The organism is Streptomyces sp. NPDC002793, from assembly GCF_040295485.1.
Lineage (GTDB): Bacteria > Actinomycetota > Actinomycetes > Streptomycetales > Streptomycetaceae > Streptomyces.
The window spans coordinates 143834-159816 of the sequence record NZ_JBEOVL010000014.1; the positions used below are offsets into that span (position 1 = coordinate 143834).

Consider the following 15983-nt stretch of genomic DNA (forward strand, 5'->3'; position numbering starts at 1 on the left):
TCAGTCCTCGTCCGATTCCGGACGACTCGACCTCCGTCAGGAGGTCGGGCCGCCGAAGATGTCGATACGGTCGCCCTCGGCGAGGGTCACGATGGCGCGCTTCGTGTCGGCGCGCTTGCCGAAACCGGTCTTGGTGCGCTTGCGCTTACCCTGCCGGTTGATCGTGTTGACCCCGGTGACCTTGACCGAGAAGACCGCTTCCACGGCCTGCTTGATCTGGGTCTTGTTGGAGCCGGGCGCGACGATGAACGTGTACTTGTTCTCGTCGAGCAGCGCGTAGCTCTTCTCGGACACGACCGGCTTGACGAGAACGTCGCGCGGGTCCGAGTAGGTCTTGCTCGTGATGGTCGAGCTGGTGACGGTCGCCTCACTCATCAGGCGGCGCTCCCTTCGGTCTCAGCGGTCTGGGGGCCAGACACGAAGGACTCGAAAGCGGCCTGGGTGAAGACCACGTCGTCAGAGACGATCACGTCGTACGTGTTCAGCTGGCCCGGCTCCAGGATGTGCACCTGGGGCAGGTTGCGCGCGGACAGCCACGCGGCCTCGTCGGCACGCTCGACGACCAGGAGCAGGTTGCTGCGCTCCGAGATCTTGCCGAGCAGCGTCTTGACGGCCTTGGTGGAGATCCCGCTCTCGACCACGCCGGTGACGACGTGGATGCGGGAGTGACGCGCCCGGTCCGAGAGGGCACCGCGCAGGGCGGCGGCCTTCATCTTCTTCGGGGTGCGCTGCGAGTAGTCACGCGGCTTGGGGCCGTGCACGACGCCACCGCCGACGAACTGCGGCGCACGGGTCGAACCCTGACGGGCGCGGCCGGTGCCCTTCTGGCGGTACGGCTTGCGGCCACCACCGCGGACTTCACCGCGGCGCTTGGTCGAGTGCGTGCCCTGACGGGCAGCTGCCAGCTGGGCGACGACGACCTGGTGGATCAGCGGAACGCTGGTCTTCGCGTCGAAGATCTCCGCGGGGAGCTCGACGGTACCGGCCTTGTCGCCTGCCGGCGAAAGGATGTCAATGGTGCTCATTACCTCAAGCCCCCTTGGCCGCGGTACGGACCAGGACGAGGCCGCCGTTCGGACCGGGGACCGCGCCCTTGATGAGCAGCAGACCCTTCTCCGCGTCAACCGCGTGGATGGTCAGGTTCTGGGTGGTGACACGCTCGTTGCCCATACGGCCGGCCATGCGCATGCCCTTGAAGACACGCCCAGGGGTGGCACAGCCACCGATCGAACCGGGGGAACGGTGCTTGCGCTGGACGCCGTGGCCGGCGCCGAGGCCCTTGAAGTTGTGACGCTTCATGACACCGGCGAAGCCCTTGCCCTTGCTCTTGCCCGTGACGTCAACCTTGACGCCGGACTCGAACACCTCGGCAGTGACCTCCTGGCCCAGCGTGTACTCGCTGGCGTCAGGGGTGCGGAGCTCCACCAGGTGGCGGCGCGGGGTCACGTCGGCCTTGGCGAAGTGGCCCTTGAGGGGCTTGTTCACCTTGCGCGGGTCGATCTCGCCGAAGGCGATCTGGACCGACTCGTAGCCGTCGCTGTCGTTCGTACGCACCTGCGTCACGACGCACGGCCCGGCCTTGACGACGGTCACCGGGACAACCCGGTTGTTCTCGTCCCAGACCTGGGTCATGCCGAGCTTCTCGCCCAGGACGCCCTTGATGTTCTTGCTCATCTCGGCCCGTCCCCTCAGAGCTTGATCTCGATGTCGACGCCCGCCGGGAGGTCGAGGCGCATCAGCGAGTCAACCGTCTTCGGCGTGGGGTCGAGGATGTCGATGAGGCGCTTGTGCGTGCGCATCTCGAAGTGCTCGCGAGAGTCCTTGTACTTGTGCGGCGACTTGATGACGCAGTACACGTTCTTCTCAGTGGGCAGCGGCACCGGGCCCGCGACCGACGCACCAGTGCGCGTCACCGTCTCGACGATCTTCTTCGCCGAGGAGTCGATGACCTCGTGGTCGTAGGCCTTGAGCCGGATGCGGATCTTCTGTCCCGCCATGGCTACTAGTAGTCCTGTCTCTCAATAACGCTCTGGAACCCGGGAGTTCTCGTAACTCCGCCTCCGACCCACGCGGTCGGGCGTGTCGCATCCCCTCTACGAAGATCTCCCGAAGGATTTCCCAACCAAGGGGGTGCGGGCCGAAACCGCGCTACCGGGGGCGAAACCCCACCGGGTGCCTGGTCGGCGCCCCACTGACGCTTCCCGAAAGATTCCCGTACGTCCGACCCTGGAGGTCGACGAGTACTGTGGGACTCGCTTCCGGTCCTCCCGGCGGGAGGCGCGCAGCATTGACACTCAACCGAGCAACCTGGCTAGTGTGCCACACGGCTCATGGGCCTGGCCAATCGGCCGGGGATCTTACCCCCTGCGGGGGATGACTCAAACGCGGGCGCGCTTCAGCAGCGCCCGCTCGCTTTCCGTAGCGTCTCGGCGTTCACGCCGAGGTCAGCGGCAACCGACTTGATCGTTGCTCCCGGCCGTTCTCCTGGACCATCAAGATCCAAGTCTCTCCGGTGCCCAGAATCCGGGGTCAGAGCCCGCCCGTCATGACGTCCGCGGCTTGCCGGGGACACGCGGCCGGCATGCCGCGGGGTGTCACTTCACCGGCGAGGTAACTGTCGAGGGCCTTCCGTCGTTGTGCCAGGCGCAGCTCCTGCCGGGCAAGTTCGTCACGAACCTCGCGGACACGAGTGAGGAGTGCTGAGCATTCCGCTTCCGTGCGTGTGTGTCCGGCCGTCGGAAGGCTGTCGCGGATGACCTGCGAGGACAGGCCCGCGCTGAACAGGTCTTGGATGAAGGCGACTCGCTCCACTGCGTCCGGCTCGTACTCCCGGTAGGTGTTGGCTGTACGGCGGCTTCGCAGCAGGCCCTGTTGCTCGTAGTAGCGCAGGGAGCGACTGCTCACGCCCGTGGCCGCGCTGAGTTCACCGATCCGCACCGCGCTTCTCCGAACATCTCCGCTGTTGACCTTGACACTGATGTCAGAGTTTAGCGTTCCGAGCATGACCACCGCACCGCAGAGGCCGTATGGGCCGAGGTCGCCGGCACCGGCGTGCGGGTCGTGGCCGTCGCCCCGGGCCCCACCGCCACTCCGATGAACGCGGCGGCGTCGCCACTGCGCAAACGTCAGTCCGTAGACGTGGCCCACACCGCTCTGGCCGCCCTGAGCCGGCGGCGGCCCGCCGTTGTCGACGGTGGTGGCAACGTTCTGCAGATCTTCATCTTCAGCAGGCTGTTACCGGCCGGAATCGCCTCCCGTGTCGGGAAACGAATGATCGAATCCACAATTCTCCATGACTGACACGCGACCGCTGCCTATCTCCTTCGCGAAAGAGGAACAACATGCCCGAACCGATCATGACGACAGCCCATGAGCTGGGCGGTCTGCGCGAGCGCCGCGTTCTCGTCACCGGTGGCAGCAAAGGAATCGGGCGCGCCGTCGCCTCCCGGCTCACAGCAGTCGGCGCGACGGTCGTCGCGGCAGCCAGAAAAGATCCCGGGAACCTGCCGCCCGCAGTGCATTTCGTCTCAGCCGACCTCAGCACAGCAGACGGCTGCGCCGAGTTGGTCACAGCCGCGACCGATCTGCTCGGCGGTATCGACGTACTGATCAACAACGCCGGTGCCGGTACCGCACCACCCGACGGACTACTGTCGGCATCTGACGACATCTGGGAACAGGCACTCCAGCTCAACCTGCTGGCTTCGGTCCGCCTGGACCGCGCGGTGCTCCCCGAGATGATCGCACGAGGCAGCGGCGCGATCATCCACGTCACCTCGGTGGGCGCCTACCTCCCGATCGGCCCCGACGCCCCCTACCAGGCAGCGAAGGCGGCGCTGTCGACCTACAGCAAAGCGCTGGCCAACGAATTCGCCGGGCGCGGTGTCCGGGTCAACAGGATTTCCCCTGGCCTGATTGCCAATGAAGCGATTTCCGCACTGCTCGCACAATCCGCCCTCGGCGCCCCCGACGACCCCACTGCGCAGATGCTTGAAGAATGGGTCGGCGGCATACCCCTGGGACGTCCAGGGCAACCTGCCGAGGTCGCCGACCTGGTCACTTTCCTGGTTTCCGACCAAGCCGCGTGGATCACCGGCTCGGACTTCCGTATCGACGGCGGCTCATTCCCAGCCGTGTGAACGGCGCGTCGAACGCCAACCTGGAATACATCACAAGGAACCGACTCGGCGCATCCGGCTGCCGACCCGAATTTCCGCTGATCCACGCGGTGAAATTCCCCCGTTTTTCGGGAGGTGTTGATCAGCTGGTCAGGAACTGGGCGGCCTTCGCCCGCTTCGCCCAACGCATCAACTGATGCCGCTCGTCCTCGCTGAGTACCAGTTCTGCCTCGCGCCGGCCCGGCCGCGGCATGTCCGTCAACCCCTCGAGCCGATGGTCAGAAAACCGCGACCGCGAGGAGCGGGGGGTTGCGTGCAGGATCAGCGTCCGGCGGCGTACGGGACGAAGCCCGCCCATGCCCCTGGCGCGAAGGCGAGCCTCGCCCCCTGCACGTTCTTGGAGTCGCGCACGTGGACCGTGCCAGGCTCAGCTGCAACCTCGACGCATTCGTTGCTGTTGCTGCTGTCGCTGTAGCTGCTCTTGAACCACTTCAGCCGGGAAGCGTCCGGCAGAGGTCTCGTTGATCATGTCTCTCCCCGCACCTGCTCGATGAAGGCCAGCGACTCCCGAGGCGTGAGAGCCGTCGCCATCCCGCTCCGTACTGACCCCGTCCACACTCATCCGTGCCCCACTTCCGACGCGCGTGCCGTTCTTCCTCAACCGCGTCCGTTCCCCACACGTCACTCCGGACAGCCGGGACAGCACTGGACAAGCCCGGGACAATCACCGTACGCAAGGCCTTCGTCACTGGGCACGGTACCCAGACGCGGCCACGCTGAGTGACGTGAACCAACAAACAGCCACCCCCCGACCCCACGCGACCGAACACACGTTCACCGTGCTGCTCTCGCCCACCCGCCTAGGCGCCCGGCTCGCCCGTCTGCTCGCCGTGGCCCATCTCGACCTCTGGGGGCTGTCCTCCGACTCGGCCGCGCACATCGTCGCGGAGCTCGCCGCCGACGCCACGGTCCACGGACGGGTGACCGGCCGGGACTTCTCGACCGCTGGGGCGTCATTCCGGGCCCGGTCCCGCGCAAAACGGTCTGGGCGGAGCTCGGCCTCGCACCGTGACCGGCTCCACCGGGTCGCGGGCACCCGCGACCCGGTCGACCGCACCCCGGCAACCCGCGACGCGGCCACCCACGACGTCTAAAGGCTTTCAAAGAACTCGGGAAAGAAACCCGACCAAACCCCACCCCACCCCCGTCCTGACCTGCATCACTCGCACGGGTGACATATCGCAACAGGGCTGGATTTGGGCCGGGTTGGCTGGCATATGCTCGCCGCGACAACCACAGACACGAGACGGCCCTGGCCGGGACTGCGAATCCCGGCCAGGGCCTGACCACGAGGAAGAAGAAGCTTCCCGATGGCTACCCCCCAGGTTATCGCGCCCTCATGCGCCCAGCCCGGCTCCCCCGGCGCTCAACCCGACGTCACGCCGACATCCGGCGTCCTCCACGTCAACGTCCGCCACATCACCGGCTTCACGGTCATCGGCAACCACCTCGCCCGGCACCGCGGCCTCTCCCTCACTGCGATCGGGCTCGCCGCACACATCCAGTCGCTGCCCGCCGGGGCCAAGGTCGGCATCAAGGTGCTCGCCGCCCGCTTCCCGGAGAGCGAAGCCCGCATCGCCGCAGCCCTGCACGAGCTGGAAGCCACCGGCTACCTCCACCGCAGCCGCGTACGCCTCCCCGACGGCCGCATGGTCACGCGCACGGTCTCGTACAACCAGCCCGGCGTCACCGCCCCCGCGCCACGACCCGGGCCCCGCTTCCAGCCCCGCCGCAGCGAGACACCAGCCGCCCTCGCCGTCCCGCCACCGCCCGCACCGCCCCGCGAGGCAGCGGCTCCGCCCCCGGCCCCCGCCGAGGTGCCACCCCCACCGCCTGCCGCCCCACCCGCAGCCCCGGTGCCCTTGCCGCCGGCCGCCCCCGTCCACGTACCGGCTCCCACGGCCCCGAGGAAACAGCCCGCGCCGCTCCCCCAGCCGCACGCACCCACCGAGGAGCTCCACCGGGCCGCCACGGCGCTCCTCGCCGACCTCCGCCGCAGCTCGCCGCAACTCACCCTCCCCGAGGCGGACATCGAGGCACTTGCCCCCGGCGTCGCCGCCTGGCTCGAACGCGACGCCCACCCCGACACCATCCGCCGCGCCCTCACCAGCGACCTCCCGACCCCCGTCAAACACCCGGCGAAGTTCGTCCGCAGCCGCATCACCACGCTCCTGCCGCCCCCGCTCCCCGGAACCGCAGACCTCACCCCGCCCCGCCGCAGGGTGATCGTCATCCCGCTCCAGAACTGCGACACCTGCGACCGCGCCTTCCGCGCCACCGAGCCAGGACACTGCCGCGACTGCCGAATCGACGCGCACCAAGACCTGCACACAGCCGCAGCCTGACAGCCACGGCCGCCCTCACCCCGAACGGACCCACATGGTCAGCTCACCCCACGAGGCGATGCACCGCATCTTCCAGGAGTACCCCGACCTCTTCTCCCGCGTGTCCGAAGTCCTCGGCGTCAACATCCCGACGCCCACCTCAGCCACCGTCCTTGCCACCGACCTCACCGAGAACAGCCCCGTCGAACGCCGTGTCGACACCCTCCTGCGTATCGAAACGCAGGACGACGGCCCCTTCCTCCTCGCCATCGAGGCCCAGGGCAAGAAGGACCCACGCAAGACCGCGAGCTGGCCCTACTACGTCAGCTATCTCCACAACAGATACGGCGCCCTGCCCATCCTGCTCCTGGTCGTCTGCCAGGACCACGCCACCGCCCGGTGGGCCGCCCGCCCCATCACCATCGGCCTCCGCCAATGGCGGACACTCACCCTCAACCCACTCGTCGCCGGCCCGCACAACATGCCCGTCATCAAGAACGTCGCCGAGGCCCGCAAGGACCTCGCACTCGCCACTCTCGCGGCCATCACACACGCTGACGATCCGGACGTCGATGCCATACTGAAAACGCTCTCCGCCGCACTCCGCGACACACCGGAAAGCATCGCCGAACCCATCGCTGAACTGATCGCACAGGGCCTGGGCGACCGCCCGGCCGCACAACAGTGGAGGAACCTGGTGGCCGTGGACACGACTTTCTACAAGTCCTTCATGTCCGAAGAGATCCGGGACGAAGGCCGAGCCCAAGGCCGAGCCGAAGGCCTCCTGCTGATCCTCGAAGCACGCGGCATCGCCGTAACCGACGAGCTCCGACAGAAGGTCAGCACCTGCACCGACCCCCAGCTCCTTCACCGATGGCTCCACCGCGCCACCACCGCCACCACCGCCGAAGAAGCCGTCGCCGAGGATCACTGACCGGCCGGACCCGGACGGTGGCGGGGTCTGCTATGCCGCTGCCGTCCGAGATGTCCGGGTGGGTCCGGGTACGCCGCGTCAGGTGTGCTTGAGCTTCGACGGATACACCTCGTGGAAGGGATCCCACCACAGCACATGGAAGATGTTGCCGGTCAGGAACCCGTACAACCGGTCCGTGCCCCGGGCTGTGCTGATCGAACGTGGCCTCGATCTGCCCGCGGCCGCTTCCAGGCCGGGTCTGGTTCCCGTCGCCACCGAGGACCACACGGCCGGCAGCGTCGCCCTCCGTCACCGCGCCGCCCGGCGTGCCGGCGCTCGCGCCGTCGACCTCGACGGGCTCGGTCACTGGTGGATGCTCCAGGACCCGACGCGGACAGCCCGCATGCTGTCGGATTTCTGGAACAGCCTGTAGCGGACAACGACGCTCGCCATCCTCGCGGCGCTGGTCACCGGACAAGCACGGCGCTGCGGTGCCGCTGCTCCCGGACCAGTGGTCCAGCCGTGCCGTCGTCGCCACCTCCACCGAGGAAATCTTCGCCGACGAGTGACCAGGGCCCCGCAGCCGAGACCCGGCTCAGGTGCGCGTGACCGTGCCGCAGGACCCCTCCGGCTGCCACTCACTGCGGTCGTACGGGTCCACGGCAGGCCCGGTGGGACTCGGCTCCGGCATGTCGCTCGGGAAAGCCGGGTGCAGGAAGCCGTCGTTCGTCTCGCAGGAGGTGTTACCGAAGTTCTGCTCGGAGCTGACGACGGACAGCTTCCCACGCGTCACCACGAACCGCTCCGGGTCGTGCAGCGCCGTCGTCAGTTTTCGCCGCACGACCGTACGCGCCACCTCGTCCCCGCCCGGCTTCACCAGCGGGTAGACGAAGGTGTAGTCGGCGTACACCTGCACGGAACCGGCGTCGCCCGCCTCGAACGTCATCCGGCCACGGGTCTTGACGACGTCCCCCACCAGCCGTGTCTCGGCCGGATCGAACCGGCTGAACAACATCAGGGGATCCAGGTCCCCGTCTGGCTCCGCCAGTGACCGCTCAAGTCGCTCCCGCTCGCCCTTCTGCAGCGGATCAATCAGCTCCAGAGCCCCGACGGGCTTCTCCCCCCGCAGGGTGGCCGGGTCGAGATTGGCTGCGGCGAGCAGCTGCCGGGTCGCCTCCAGAGCCTGGCCGACCTGGGCCCTGCTCATCCCTCCGACCGCCTTGGCCTCGGGGATTTCGATCCCCTCCGCCCCGTCCGCCCAGCGGAGCGCGGGCGAGCCCCGGAACGGCTCCTCGCGGGTGGGCTCGTCCGGATCGGGTCCGGCGGCGGGCGCGCCGGTCGGCGGCGCCGTCTCCGCGGGCAGGGGCGCGGCGTCCACGGCCCCGTAGCCTCCCGGGAGGTAGTCGGTCACCAGGCTCGGCCGCATGGCGACCACGAGGGCCGCCACGACCACGGCCATCCACAGGATCCCGGCGAGGCGGCGCCGCTTCCGCGCGCGCCCGTCACGCTCCTGCCAGGCCGGCCCGGTACGCCAGCCCTCCGGCTGCCACGGTTCAGCCGGCTTGCTCTTCCTGCCCCAGCGCCGTCTGCCGCCCTGGGCACGGGCGGCTTCCTCGTCCAGTGCGCGCAGCCGGCCGGTGACCATCCGGGCACGGGCCGAAGGTTCCTTCGGGGCTCCGGCGGCCCCGGTCTCCGACTGCCGGGCGAACTCGGCCCACTGCTCCTCGGTGGGGGAGCCCGAGTCCCCAGGCCGATCCGGACGGTCTTCCGGCGGCGTGCCGTTCCTGCTCACTGCGCTGTCCACTCCCCCGCGATGCTGTACCCGCCAGTACATTGCCTGGCGCTCCGGCGGACAAGAAGCCGACGCGTTCTGTGACATTGATGTGATCGTCCCGTGGTGGCAGGCCCCGGCGTCCCCTCCTGGTTGACAGGTGACGGACCTCCATCTGACCGACACCTTCGACCAGCTGCGCGACGAACACCGCACCGTCGCGCGCGTCCAGGGTGAGCTGGTGACCCTGCTGGCCGGCATCGCCGTCGCCGACCCGGCACTCTTCCGCACCGAACTGGACGCGATGTCGCGGGAGCTGAACGCGCACCTCGACCACGAGGAGGAGTCGATCCTGCCCCTGCTGGCCGACGTCCCCTGGCCGCCCGGTCCTCCCGGCCACCGGGAGGAGGACGGCGCCATCTGATCCGCGCCCACGGGGGCGGCAGCCCGGGACCGTACGCCATCCGGCACCCGGTCCCGGGCAACCCGTCCTCCCCTGTCTCCGTCTGTCCGTGCGGGACGGCCCGACCTGCCGTCCCCCGTCGAGCGACGGGTACGCAGCACGAGGCATCCGGCCACCCGCTGCGGGGGAAGCGGATGGAGCACACAGCATGACGGATCGGTCCCACGCGCGCCCTCACACCCCGGACCCGGCGGCCACCGGCGGCGCGACCCGACCGGCCTCCACCCCGACCGGTCCGGTGCGCCGTGCGGTCGTCTCCGCCCTGGCCACGGCCGCCGGCACCGCGCTCCTCGGCGCATGCGCGGTCCCGCCGCCCCGGCGCACGGACCCCGTGCCCGATCCCGCCCCCGGCCGGCCCATCAGCACCACCCGGCGGGCCCTGCTGATGCAGATACTCGCCCACCCCGACGACGATCTGTACTTCATGAACCCAGACACCAGGCCGGCCCTCGACGCCGGAACACCGCTGGTCTGCGTGTACCTCACGGCCGGCGAGGCCGACGGCGTCAACAAGATCCCCGGCGCGCCCCGCCCCGCGCCGGACAAGGCCGCCTACTCCGCCGCCCGCCACCAGGGGCTGCGGCAGGCGTACGCGACCCTGCTCGGGCTGGAGATGTTCGCGCCCTGGGAGATATCCGTCGCCGAGCTCGGCGACGGCCACCGGGCCGAGGTCAACACCCTGACCGCCGGTACGCGCAGGGTCGAGCTGGTCTTCATCGACACCGCCATGCACACCGGACGGCACCGGCCCGGACTGCCCAGCCTCTGGCAGGACCGCCGACTGTCCCTGCGTACGGTCGTCGCCGACGGCTCACCGCTGCGGCACGCCGGCTCCTACACGTACGACGGACTGATCGACGTCCTCGCCGGGCTGCTGGAGCGCTACCGGCCCACCGTCGTGCACACCCTGGACCCCGACCCGGACATCCAGCACAGCACCGAGGCGGTCCGGCGCGCCGACAGCGAGCAGCCCGGGTACTCCGATCACGCCGACCACACCGCCGCGGCCTGCTTCGGGTGGGCGGCGATGATCCGGTGGGTGGCCGGTGTCACAGCGGACGGCGGGGAGGTGCCCGCCTTCGTGACCACGGCGTTCCGCGGGTACTACAACCGGCACTGGCCCAAGAACCTGCCGCCCGCCGTGCTGTGCGAGAAGGCCGCCGCGCTCGTCCCCTACGGCGGCTCACCCGACTGGGAGTGCGGCGATCCGTCGGGCTGCGGGGACTACAACGTGGGCGGCGACCGGCCGCTGACCAACCGGAAGGGCTGGGTCCGCTCCACCCACCACCGCTACCCGGGCCCCCGTACGGTCGTCGCCACGGGACCCGGCACGCGGCTCACCGCGTACGCGGTCGTGGGACTCCGGGTGGTGCGATGGCAGGAGACCGAGGCGGGCAGCGGTGTCTGGGGCCCACCCCACGACCTCGGGGGCGGGCCGCTGGCCCCCGCGCTGGGGACGGCCACCGACGGTGACGGCCGGCTGCTCCTCCTCGCCCTGAGGTTCACCGCGCTCGCCGGGCACGGCGCCGACAACGAGCGCGAGATCGTGCTGCTGGAGCAGGGCGCCCCCGGCGGCGGCTTCCTCGCCTGGCGCGGTCTGGGAAACCCCTCCCCCGGGCGGGACGAAGGGCGGCGCATCGGCGTACCGGTGGCCGTCACGGCGCCGGACGGCCGGGTCCACCTCTTCGTGCGCAACGCCGAGAAGGGACTCAGTACCCGGGTGCGGGAGCCGGACAGGAGCTGGGGCCGGTGGCAGGACATGGGCGGCGGGGAGATCCAGGACGGCGTCGACGCCGTGGTGGACGGCGCGGGCCGGGTCCACGTCCACGCGGCGGGCCATCACGCGATCCACCACTGGACCCAGGACACCCCGGGCGCCGCACTCACCGCGCGTACGCAGATCGACACCGGACCCGTGCCCGGCGGCGCCCCCGCCGCGCAGCCTGCGGCCGACGGATCCGTGGACCTGTTCTACCGGGCGGAGGCACGGGCCGTGACGACGGCCGTACGGGGCGGAACGGCCGCGGAGCTCACCGGCTTCGACGGGTACGGAGAGCTGACCGCCGCCGGTACCGCGCTGCTCGGCCGCACCGGTGCGGGCCTGATCCAGCTCCGCTCCGGCACCCGGCACTCCGTACGTGCGCAGGGGCCTGTCGCCCTGGACGGGCCCGCACTGCACCTCGGCGCCGACGGACGCCCGGCGGTGGTGGGGCTGGGGCCGGACGCGCTGCCCTGGACATGGCGCCCGTAACGAGAGAAGGGGCCCCGTCCCACCGCTCTCGCGGTGGGACGGGGCCCCTCCAGGTGCTCTGTGCGGAGCAACCAGGTCAGACAGTCAGGTGATTACTTGACGATCTTGGTGACCTGGCCGGCGCCCACGGTCCGGCCACCCTCACGGATGGCGAACTTCAGGCCCTCTTCCATGGCGACCGGCTGGATCAGCGCGACGTCCATGAGGGTGTTGTCACCCGGCATGACCATCTCGGTGCCCTCGGGAAGGGTCACAACGCCCGTCACGTCCGTGGTACGGAAGTAGAACTGCGGGCGGTAGTTGTTGAAGAAGGGGGTGTGACGGCCACCCTCGTCCTTCGACAGGATGTAGGCCTGGGCCTGGAACTCGGTGTGCGGCGTGACCGAACCCGGCTTGATGATGACCTGGCCGCGCTCGACGTCCTCGCGCTTGATGCCACGAAGCAGCAGACCGACGTTCTCACCGGCCTGGCCCTCGTCGAGCAGCTTGCGGAACATCTCGATGCCGGTGACCGTGGTGGTGGTCTTCTCCTGCTTGATGCCCACGATGTCAACGGTCTCGTTGACCTTCAGGACACCACGCTCGATGCGGCCGGTGACGACCGTACCGCGACCGGTGATCGTGAAGACGTCCTCGATCGGCATGAGGAACGGCTTCTCGACGTCACGCTCGGGCTGCGGGATGGACTCGTCGACGGCCTTCATCAGGTCGAGAACGGTCTTGCCCCACTCGGCGTCGCCCTCGAGGGCCTTGAGCGCCGACACCTTGACGACCGGAAGGTCGTCGCCCGGGAACTCGTACTCGGAGAGGAGCTCACGAACCTCGAGCTCGACGAGCTCCAGGATCTCCTCGTCGTCCACCATGTCGGCCTTGTTCAGCGCGACGACGATGTACGGCACGCCTACCTGGCGGGCCAGGAGCACGTGCTCCTTGGTCTGCGGCATCGGGCCGTCGGTGGCCGCGACCACGAGGATGGCGCCGTCCATCTGCGCCGCACCCGTGATCATGTTCTTGATGTAGTCGGCGTGACCCGGGCAGTCGACGTGCGCGTAGTGACGCGACTCCGTCTGGTACTCGACGTGCGCGATCGAGATCGTGATACCGCGCTGACGCTCCTCAGGAGCCTTGTCGATCTGGTCGAAGGCCGAGGCCTCGTTCAGGTCCGGGTACGCGTCGTGCAGCACCTTGGTAATGGCGGCCGTGAGGGTCGTCTTACCGTGGTCGATGTGACCGATGGTGCCGATGTTGACGTGCGGCTTAGTCCGCTCGAACTTTGCCTTCGCCACTGGGGTCCTCCTGAGTGGTTCTGTACGCCTTGCTTCATCGGCGCCAGGTGATCTTTGCTGGAATGCCGGTGCCGGGGGCATCCGCCACGCTGTTTACGCGCTGCGGCGAATGCCCGACCGGGCTCCGGTGACAAGCCTAAAGCGTGTGCTCGGAAGAGTTACTCGCCCTTGGCCTTCGCGATGATCTCCTCGGCGACGTTCCGCGGAACCTCGGCGTAGGAGTCGAACTGCATCGAGTAGCTTGCGCGACCCGAGGTCTTGCTGCGGAGGTCTCCGACGTAGCCGAACATCTCCGAGAGGGGCACGAGGCCCTTCACGACGCGAGCGCCGCTGCGCTCCTCCATGGCCTGGATCTGGCCACGGCGGGAGTTGAGGTCGCCGATGACATCGCCCATGTAGTCCTCGGGCGTGGTGACCTCGACGGCCATCATCGGCTCGAGGAGCACGGGGGACGCCTTGCGGGCACCCTCCTTGAACGCCTGCGAACCGGCGATCTTGAAGGCGAGCTCCGAGGAGTCGACCTCGTGGTAACCACCGTCGAGAAGGGTGACGCGGACGCCGACCATCTCGTAACCGGCCAGGATGCCGAACTGCATGGCTTCCTGGGCACCCGCGTCCACCGAGGGAATGTACTCACGGGGGATGCGGCCACCGGTGACCTTGTTGACGAACTCGTAGGAGGCGTCGCCACCCTCGATGGGCTCGAGGGCGATCTGCACCTTCGCGAACTGGCCGGTACCACCAGTCTGCTTCTTGTGCGTGTAGTCGATGCGCTCGACGGTCTTGCGGATCGTCTCGCGGTACGCGACCTGGGGCTTGCCGACGTTCGCCTCGACGCGGAACTCGCGCTTCATGCGGTCGACGAGCACCTCGAGGTGAAGCTCGCCCATACCACCGATGATGGTCTGGCCGGTCTCCTCGTCGGAGTGCACCTGGAAGGAGGGGTCCTCCTCCGAGAGCCGCTGGATGGCGACACCCAGCTTCTCCTGGTCACCCTTGGACTTGGGCTCGATGGCGACCTGGATGACCGGCGCCGGGAAGTCCATGGACTCCAGGATCACCGGGTGCTTGTCGTCGGACAGCGTCTCACCCGTGGTGGTCTGCTTCAGGCCCATGACGGCGACGATGTCACCGGCGCCCACCGAGGGGATCTCCTCACGCTTGTTCGCGTGCATGCGGTAGATCTTCCCGATGCGCTCCTTCTTGCCCTTGACCGAGTTCAGCACCGCGGTGCCGGCCTCGAGGCGACCGGAGTAGATCCGGACGAAGGTGAGCTTGCCCAGGTGCGGGTCGCTGGCGATCTTGAACGCCAGGCCGGAGAACGGCTCGTCGTCCGAGGGCTGCCGCGTGATGACCTTCTCCGGGTCCTTGACGTCGTGGCCTTCGATGGCGTCGACGTCCAGGGGGGAAGGCAGGTAGCGGACGACCGCGTCGAGCAGGGGCTGGACGCCCTTGTTCTTGAACGCCGTGCCACAGAACACCGGGGTGACGGTGACGGAGTCGGCGCTGCCCTTCGACGCGAGGGTGATCCGACGGATCGCCTCGTAGAGCTGCTCCTCGGTGGGCTCGACGCCCTCGAGGTACAGCTCCATCATGTCGTCGTCGTTCTCCGAGACGGCCTCGAGGAGCTTGCCGCGCCATTCCTCGGCGGCCTCCTTGAGGTTGTCCGGGATCTCGACGGTGTCGTACATCTCGCCCTTGACGGCCTCTTCGGGATACACGAAGGCCTTCATCGTCACGAGGTCGACGACGCCGCGGAAGTCTGCCTCCGCACCGATGGGGAGCTGCATGACGATCGGGACCGCGCCGAGGCGCTGGACGATCATGTCGACGCAACGGAGGAAGTCGGCGCCTGTGCGGTCGAGCTTGTTGACGAAGCAGATACGCGGGACGCCGTAGCGGTCCGCCTGACGCCAGACGGTCTCGGACTGCGGCTCGACGCCGGCCACACCGTCGAACACGGTGACGGCACCGTCGAGGACGCGGAGCGAACGCTCCACCTCGACGGTGAAGTCGACGTGACCGGGGGTGTCGATGATGTTGATGGTGTGGTCAACATCATTGAGCGGCCAGTGACAGGTCGTCGCGGCGGACGTGATCGTGATGCCGCGCTCCTGCTCCTGCTCCATCCAGTCCATCGTGGCTGCGCCGTCGTGGACTTCACCGATCTTGTACGAAACGCCGGTGTAGAAGAGGATCCGCTCAGTGGTGGTCGTCTTGCCCGCGTCGATGTGGGCCATGATCCCGATGTTGCGGACCTTGGCCAGGTCAAGCGAAGTGGTGGCCATAAGGCTCAATCTTCTCTCGGTCTCGATGGGGTGAGCGACTACCAGCGGTAGTGCGCGAAGGCCTTGTTGGACTCGGCCATCTTGTGGGTGTCCTCGCGCTTCTTGACGGCAGCGCCAAGACCGTTGGAGGCGTCGAGCAGCTCGTTCATGAGGCGCTCGGTCATGGTCTTCTCGCGACGGGCGCGGGAGTAACCGACGACCCAGCGCAGGGCGAGGGTGGCGGCGCGACCGGGCTTGACCTCGATCGGCACCTGGTAGGTGGCGCCACCGACACGGCGGGACTTGACCTCGAGCGAGGGCTTGACGTTCTCAAGCGCGCGCTTCAGCGTGATGACCGGGTCAGCGCCGGTCTTCTCGCGGAGGCCTTCCATGGCGCCGTACACGATCCGCTCGGCGGTGGAACGCTTGCCGTCGAGGAGGATCTTGTTGATCAGCGAGGTGACAAGAGGAGAGCTGTAGACCGGGTCGATGATGACCGGGCGCTTCGGGGCGGGGCCCTTACGAGGCAT

Annotated in this window: 15 protein-coding genes and 2 pseudogenes; 7 read left to right on the plus strand and 10 right to left on the minus strand. The window is 68.7% G+C overall.

Going from position 1 to position 15983, the window contains the following annotated elements; all coding sequences use genetic code 11:
* Window positions 1-36 precede the first annotated feature (36 nt).
* From rplW to ABT001_RS16550, 5 genes are all read right to left on the minus strand, one after another.
* Window positions 37-375 carry a 50S ribosomal protein L23 gene (gene rplW / locus ABT001_RS16530; RefSeq protein ID WP_031096361.1) on the minus strand — a complete coding sequence of 113 codons (339 nt, stop codon included), beginning with the start codon at window positions 373-375 and terminating at the stop codon, window positions 37-39.
* Window positions 375-1025, minus strand: coding sequence for a 50S ribosomal protein L4 (gene rplD / locus ABT001_RS16535; protein ID WP_351277486.1), 651 nt, complete (start codon window positions 1023-1025; stop codon window positions 375-377). Before rplD ends, rplW begins: the two co-directional genes overlap by 1 nt.
* A gap of 4 nt (window positions 1026-1029) precedes the next feature.
* On the minus strand, window positions 1030-1674 hold the full coding sequence (gene rplC / locus ABT001_RS16540; protein ID WP_014154591.1) for a 50S ribosomal protein L3: 645 nt from the start codon (window positions 1672-1674) through the stop codon (window positions 1030-1032).
* Window positions 1675-1688: 14 nt separating this feature from the next.
* On the minus strand, window positions 1689-1997 hold the full coding sequence (gene rpsJ, locus ABT001_RS16545) for a 30S ribosomal protein S10 (RefSeq protein ID WP_003948644.1): 309 nt from the start codon (window positions 1995-1997) through the stop codon (window positions 1689-1691).
* Between the two features lie 532 nt (window positions 1998-2529).
* On the minus strand, window positions 2530-3147 hold the full coding sequence (locus tag ABT001_RS16550; RefSeq protein WP_351277488.1) for a MerR family transcriptional regulator: 618 nt from the start codon (window positions 3145-3147) through the stop codon (window positions 2530-2532).
* A gap of 194 nt (window positions 3148-3341) precedes the next feature.
* Here ABT001_RS16550 and ABT001_RS16555 point away from each other — a divergent pair, with 194 nt between their 5' ends.
* Complete coding sequence (locus ABT001_RS16555; protein ID WP_351277491.1) at window positions 3342-4139, plus strand: SDR family oxidoreductase; 798 nt, start codon at window positions 3342-3344, stop codon at window positions 4137-4139.
* 300 nt (window positions 4140-4439) lie between these two features.
* On the opposite strand, the pseudogene ABT001_RS16560 reads toward ABT001_RS16555, so the two are convergent.
* Window positions 4440-4647 (minus strand): annotated as a pseudogene (locus tag ABT001_RS16560) (DUF397 domain-containing protein).
* A 256-nt stretch (window positions 4648-4903) separates the two neighbouring features.
* Here ABT001_RS16560 and ABT001_RS16565 point away from each other — a divergent pair.
* The 4 genes from ABT001_RS16565 (at window position 4904) to ABT001_RS16580 (ending at window position 7848) form a co-directional block, all read left to right on the plus strand.
* Window positions 4904-5272 (plus strand): hypothetical protein, encoded by a 369-nt coding sequence (locus ABT001_RS16565; RefSeq protein WP_502967475.1) that lies wholly within the window; start codon window positions 4904-4906, stop codon window positions 5270-5272.
* Between the two features lie 216 nt (window positions 5273-5488).
* Complete coding sequence (locus ABT001_RS16570) at window positions 5489-6523, plus strand: helix-turn-helix domain-containing protein (protein ID WP_351277493.1); 1035 nt, start codon at window positions 5489-5491, stop codon at window positions 6521-6523.
* A 34-nt stretch (window positions 6524-6557) separates the two neighbouring features.
* Window positions 6558-7436, plus strand: a complete 879-nt coding sequence (locus ABT001_RS16575) for a hypothetical protein (RefSeq protein ID WP_351277496.1) — start codon at window positions 6558-6560, stop codon at window positions 7434-7436.
* A gap of 175 nt (window positions 7437-7611) precedes the next feature.
* Complete coding sequence (locus tag ABT001_RS16580; protein ID WP_351277498.1) at window positions 7612-7848, plus strand: hypothetical protein; 237 nt, start codon at window positions 7612-7614, stop codon at window positions 7846-7848.
* Between the two features lie 162 nt (window positions 7849-8010).
* On the opposite strand, the gene ABT001_RS16585 is transcribed toward ABT001_RS16580, so the two are convergent.
* Window positions 8011-9207, minus strand: a complete 1197-nt coding sequence (locus ABT001_RS16585) for a hypothetical protein (RefSeq protein ID WP_351277500.1) — start codon at window positions 9205-9207, stop codon at window positions 8011-8013.
* Between the two features lie 151 nt (window positions 9208-9358).
* Here ABT001_RS16585 and ABT001_RS16590 point away from each other — a divergent pair.
* Window positions 9359-9610, plus strand: a pseudogene (locus tag ABT001_RS16590) (hemerythrin domain-containing protein); the annotation flags it as partial.
* Window positions 9611-9797: 187 nt separating this feature from the next.
* Window positions 9798-11900 carry a PIG-L family deacetylase gene (locus tag ABT001_RS16595; protein ID WP_351277502.1) on the plus strand — a complete coding sequence of 701 codons (2103 nt, stop codon included), beginning with the start codon at window positions 9798-9800 and terminating at the stop codon, window positions 11898-11900.
* Between the two features lie 92 nt (window positions 11901-11992).
* Here the strand turns inward: ABT001_RS16595 and tuf are convergent, their stop codons facing one another.
* The 3 genes from tuf to rpsG form a co-directional block, all read right to left on the minus strand.
* Entirely contained in the window at window positions 11993-13186 is a 1194-nt protein-coding gene (tuf, locus tag ABT001_RS16600) for an elongation factor Tu (RefSeq protein ID WP_329231830.1), read from the minus strand.
* A 158-nt stretch (window positions 13187-13344) separates the two neighbouring features.
* Window positions 13345-15474 (minus strand): elongation factor G, encoded by a 2130-nt coding sequence (gene fusA / locus ABT001_RS16605; RefSeq protein ID WP_351277505.1) that lies wholly within the window; start codon window positions 15472-15474, stop codon window positions 13345-13347.
* A gap of 38 nt (window positions 15475-15512) precedes the next feature.
* A complete protein-coding gene (gene rpsG / locus ABT001_RS16610) occupies window positions 15513-15983 on the minus strand; it encodes a 30S ribosomal protein S7 (RefSeq protein WP_018101248.1) in 471 nt (156 codons plus the stop codon).

Excerpts from the sequence above, each read along its gene's own strand:
- rplD (WP_351277486.1), bottom strand. The coding sequence starts at position 1,025 with ATGAGCACCATTGACATCCTTTCGCCGGCAGGCGACAAGGCCGGTACC.
- ABT001_RS16595 (WP_351277502.1), top strand. The coding sequence starts at position 9,798 with ATGACGGATCGGTCCCACGCGCGCCCTCACACCCCGGACCCGGCGGCC.
- ABT001_RS16570 (WP_351277493.1), top strand. The coding sequence starts at position 5,489 with ATGGCTACCCCCCAGGTTATCGCGCCCTCATGCGCCCAGCCCGGCTCC.
- rpsJ (WP_003948644.1), bottom strand. The coding sequence starts at position 1,997 with ATGGCGGGACAGAAGATCCGCATCCGGCTCAAGGCCTACGACCACGAG.
- ABT001_RS16555 (WP_351277491.1), top strand. The coding sequence starts at position 3,342 with ATGCCCGAACCGATCATGACGACAGCCCATGAGCTGGGCGGTCTGCGC.
- rplW (WP_031096361.1), bottom strand. The coding sequence starts at position 375 with ATGAGTGAGGCGACCGTCACCAGCTCGACCATCACGAGCAAGACCTAC.
- fusA (WP_351277505.1), bottom strand. The coding sequence starts at position 15,474 with ATGGCCACCACTTCGCTTGACCTGGCCAAGGTCCGCAACATCGGGATC.
- ABT001_RS16575 (WP_351277496.1), top strand. The coding sequence starts at position 6,558 with ATGGTCAGCTCACCCCACGAGGCGATGCACCGCATCTTCCAGGAGTAC.
- rpsG (WP_018101248.1), bottom strand. The coding sequence starts at position 15,983 with ATGCCTCGTAAGGGCCCCGCCCCGAAGCGCCCGGTCATCATCGACCCG.
- rplC (WP_014154591.1), bottom strand. The coding sequence starts at position 1,674 with ATGAGCAAGAACATCAAGGGCGTCCTGGGCGAGAAGCTCGGCATGACC.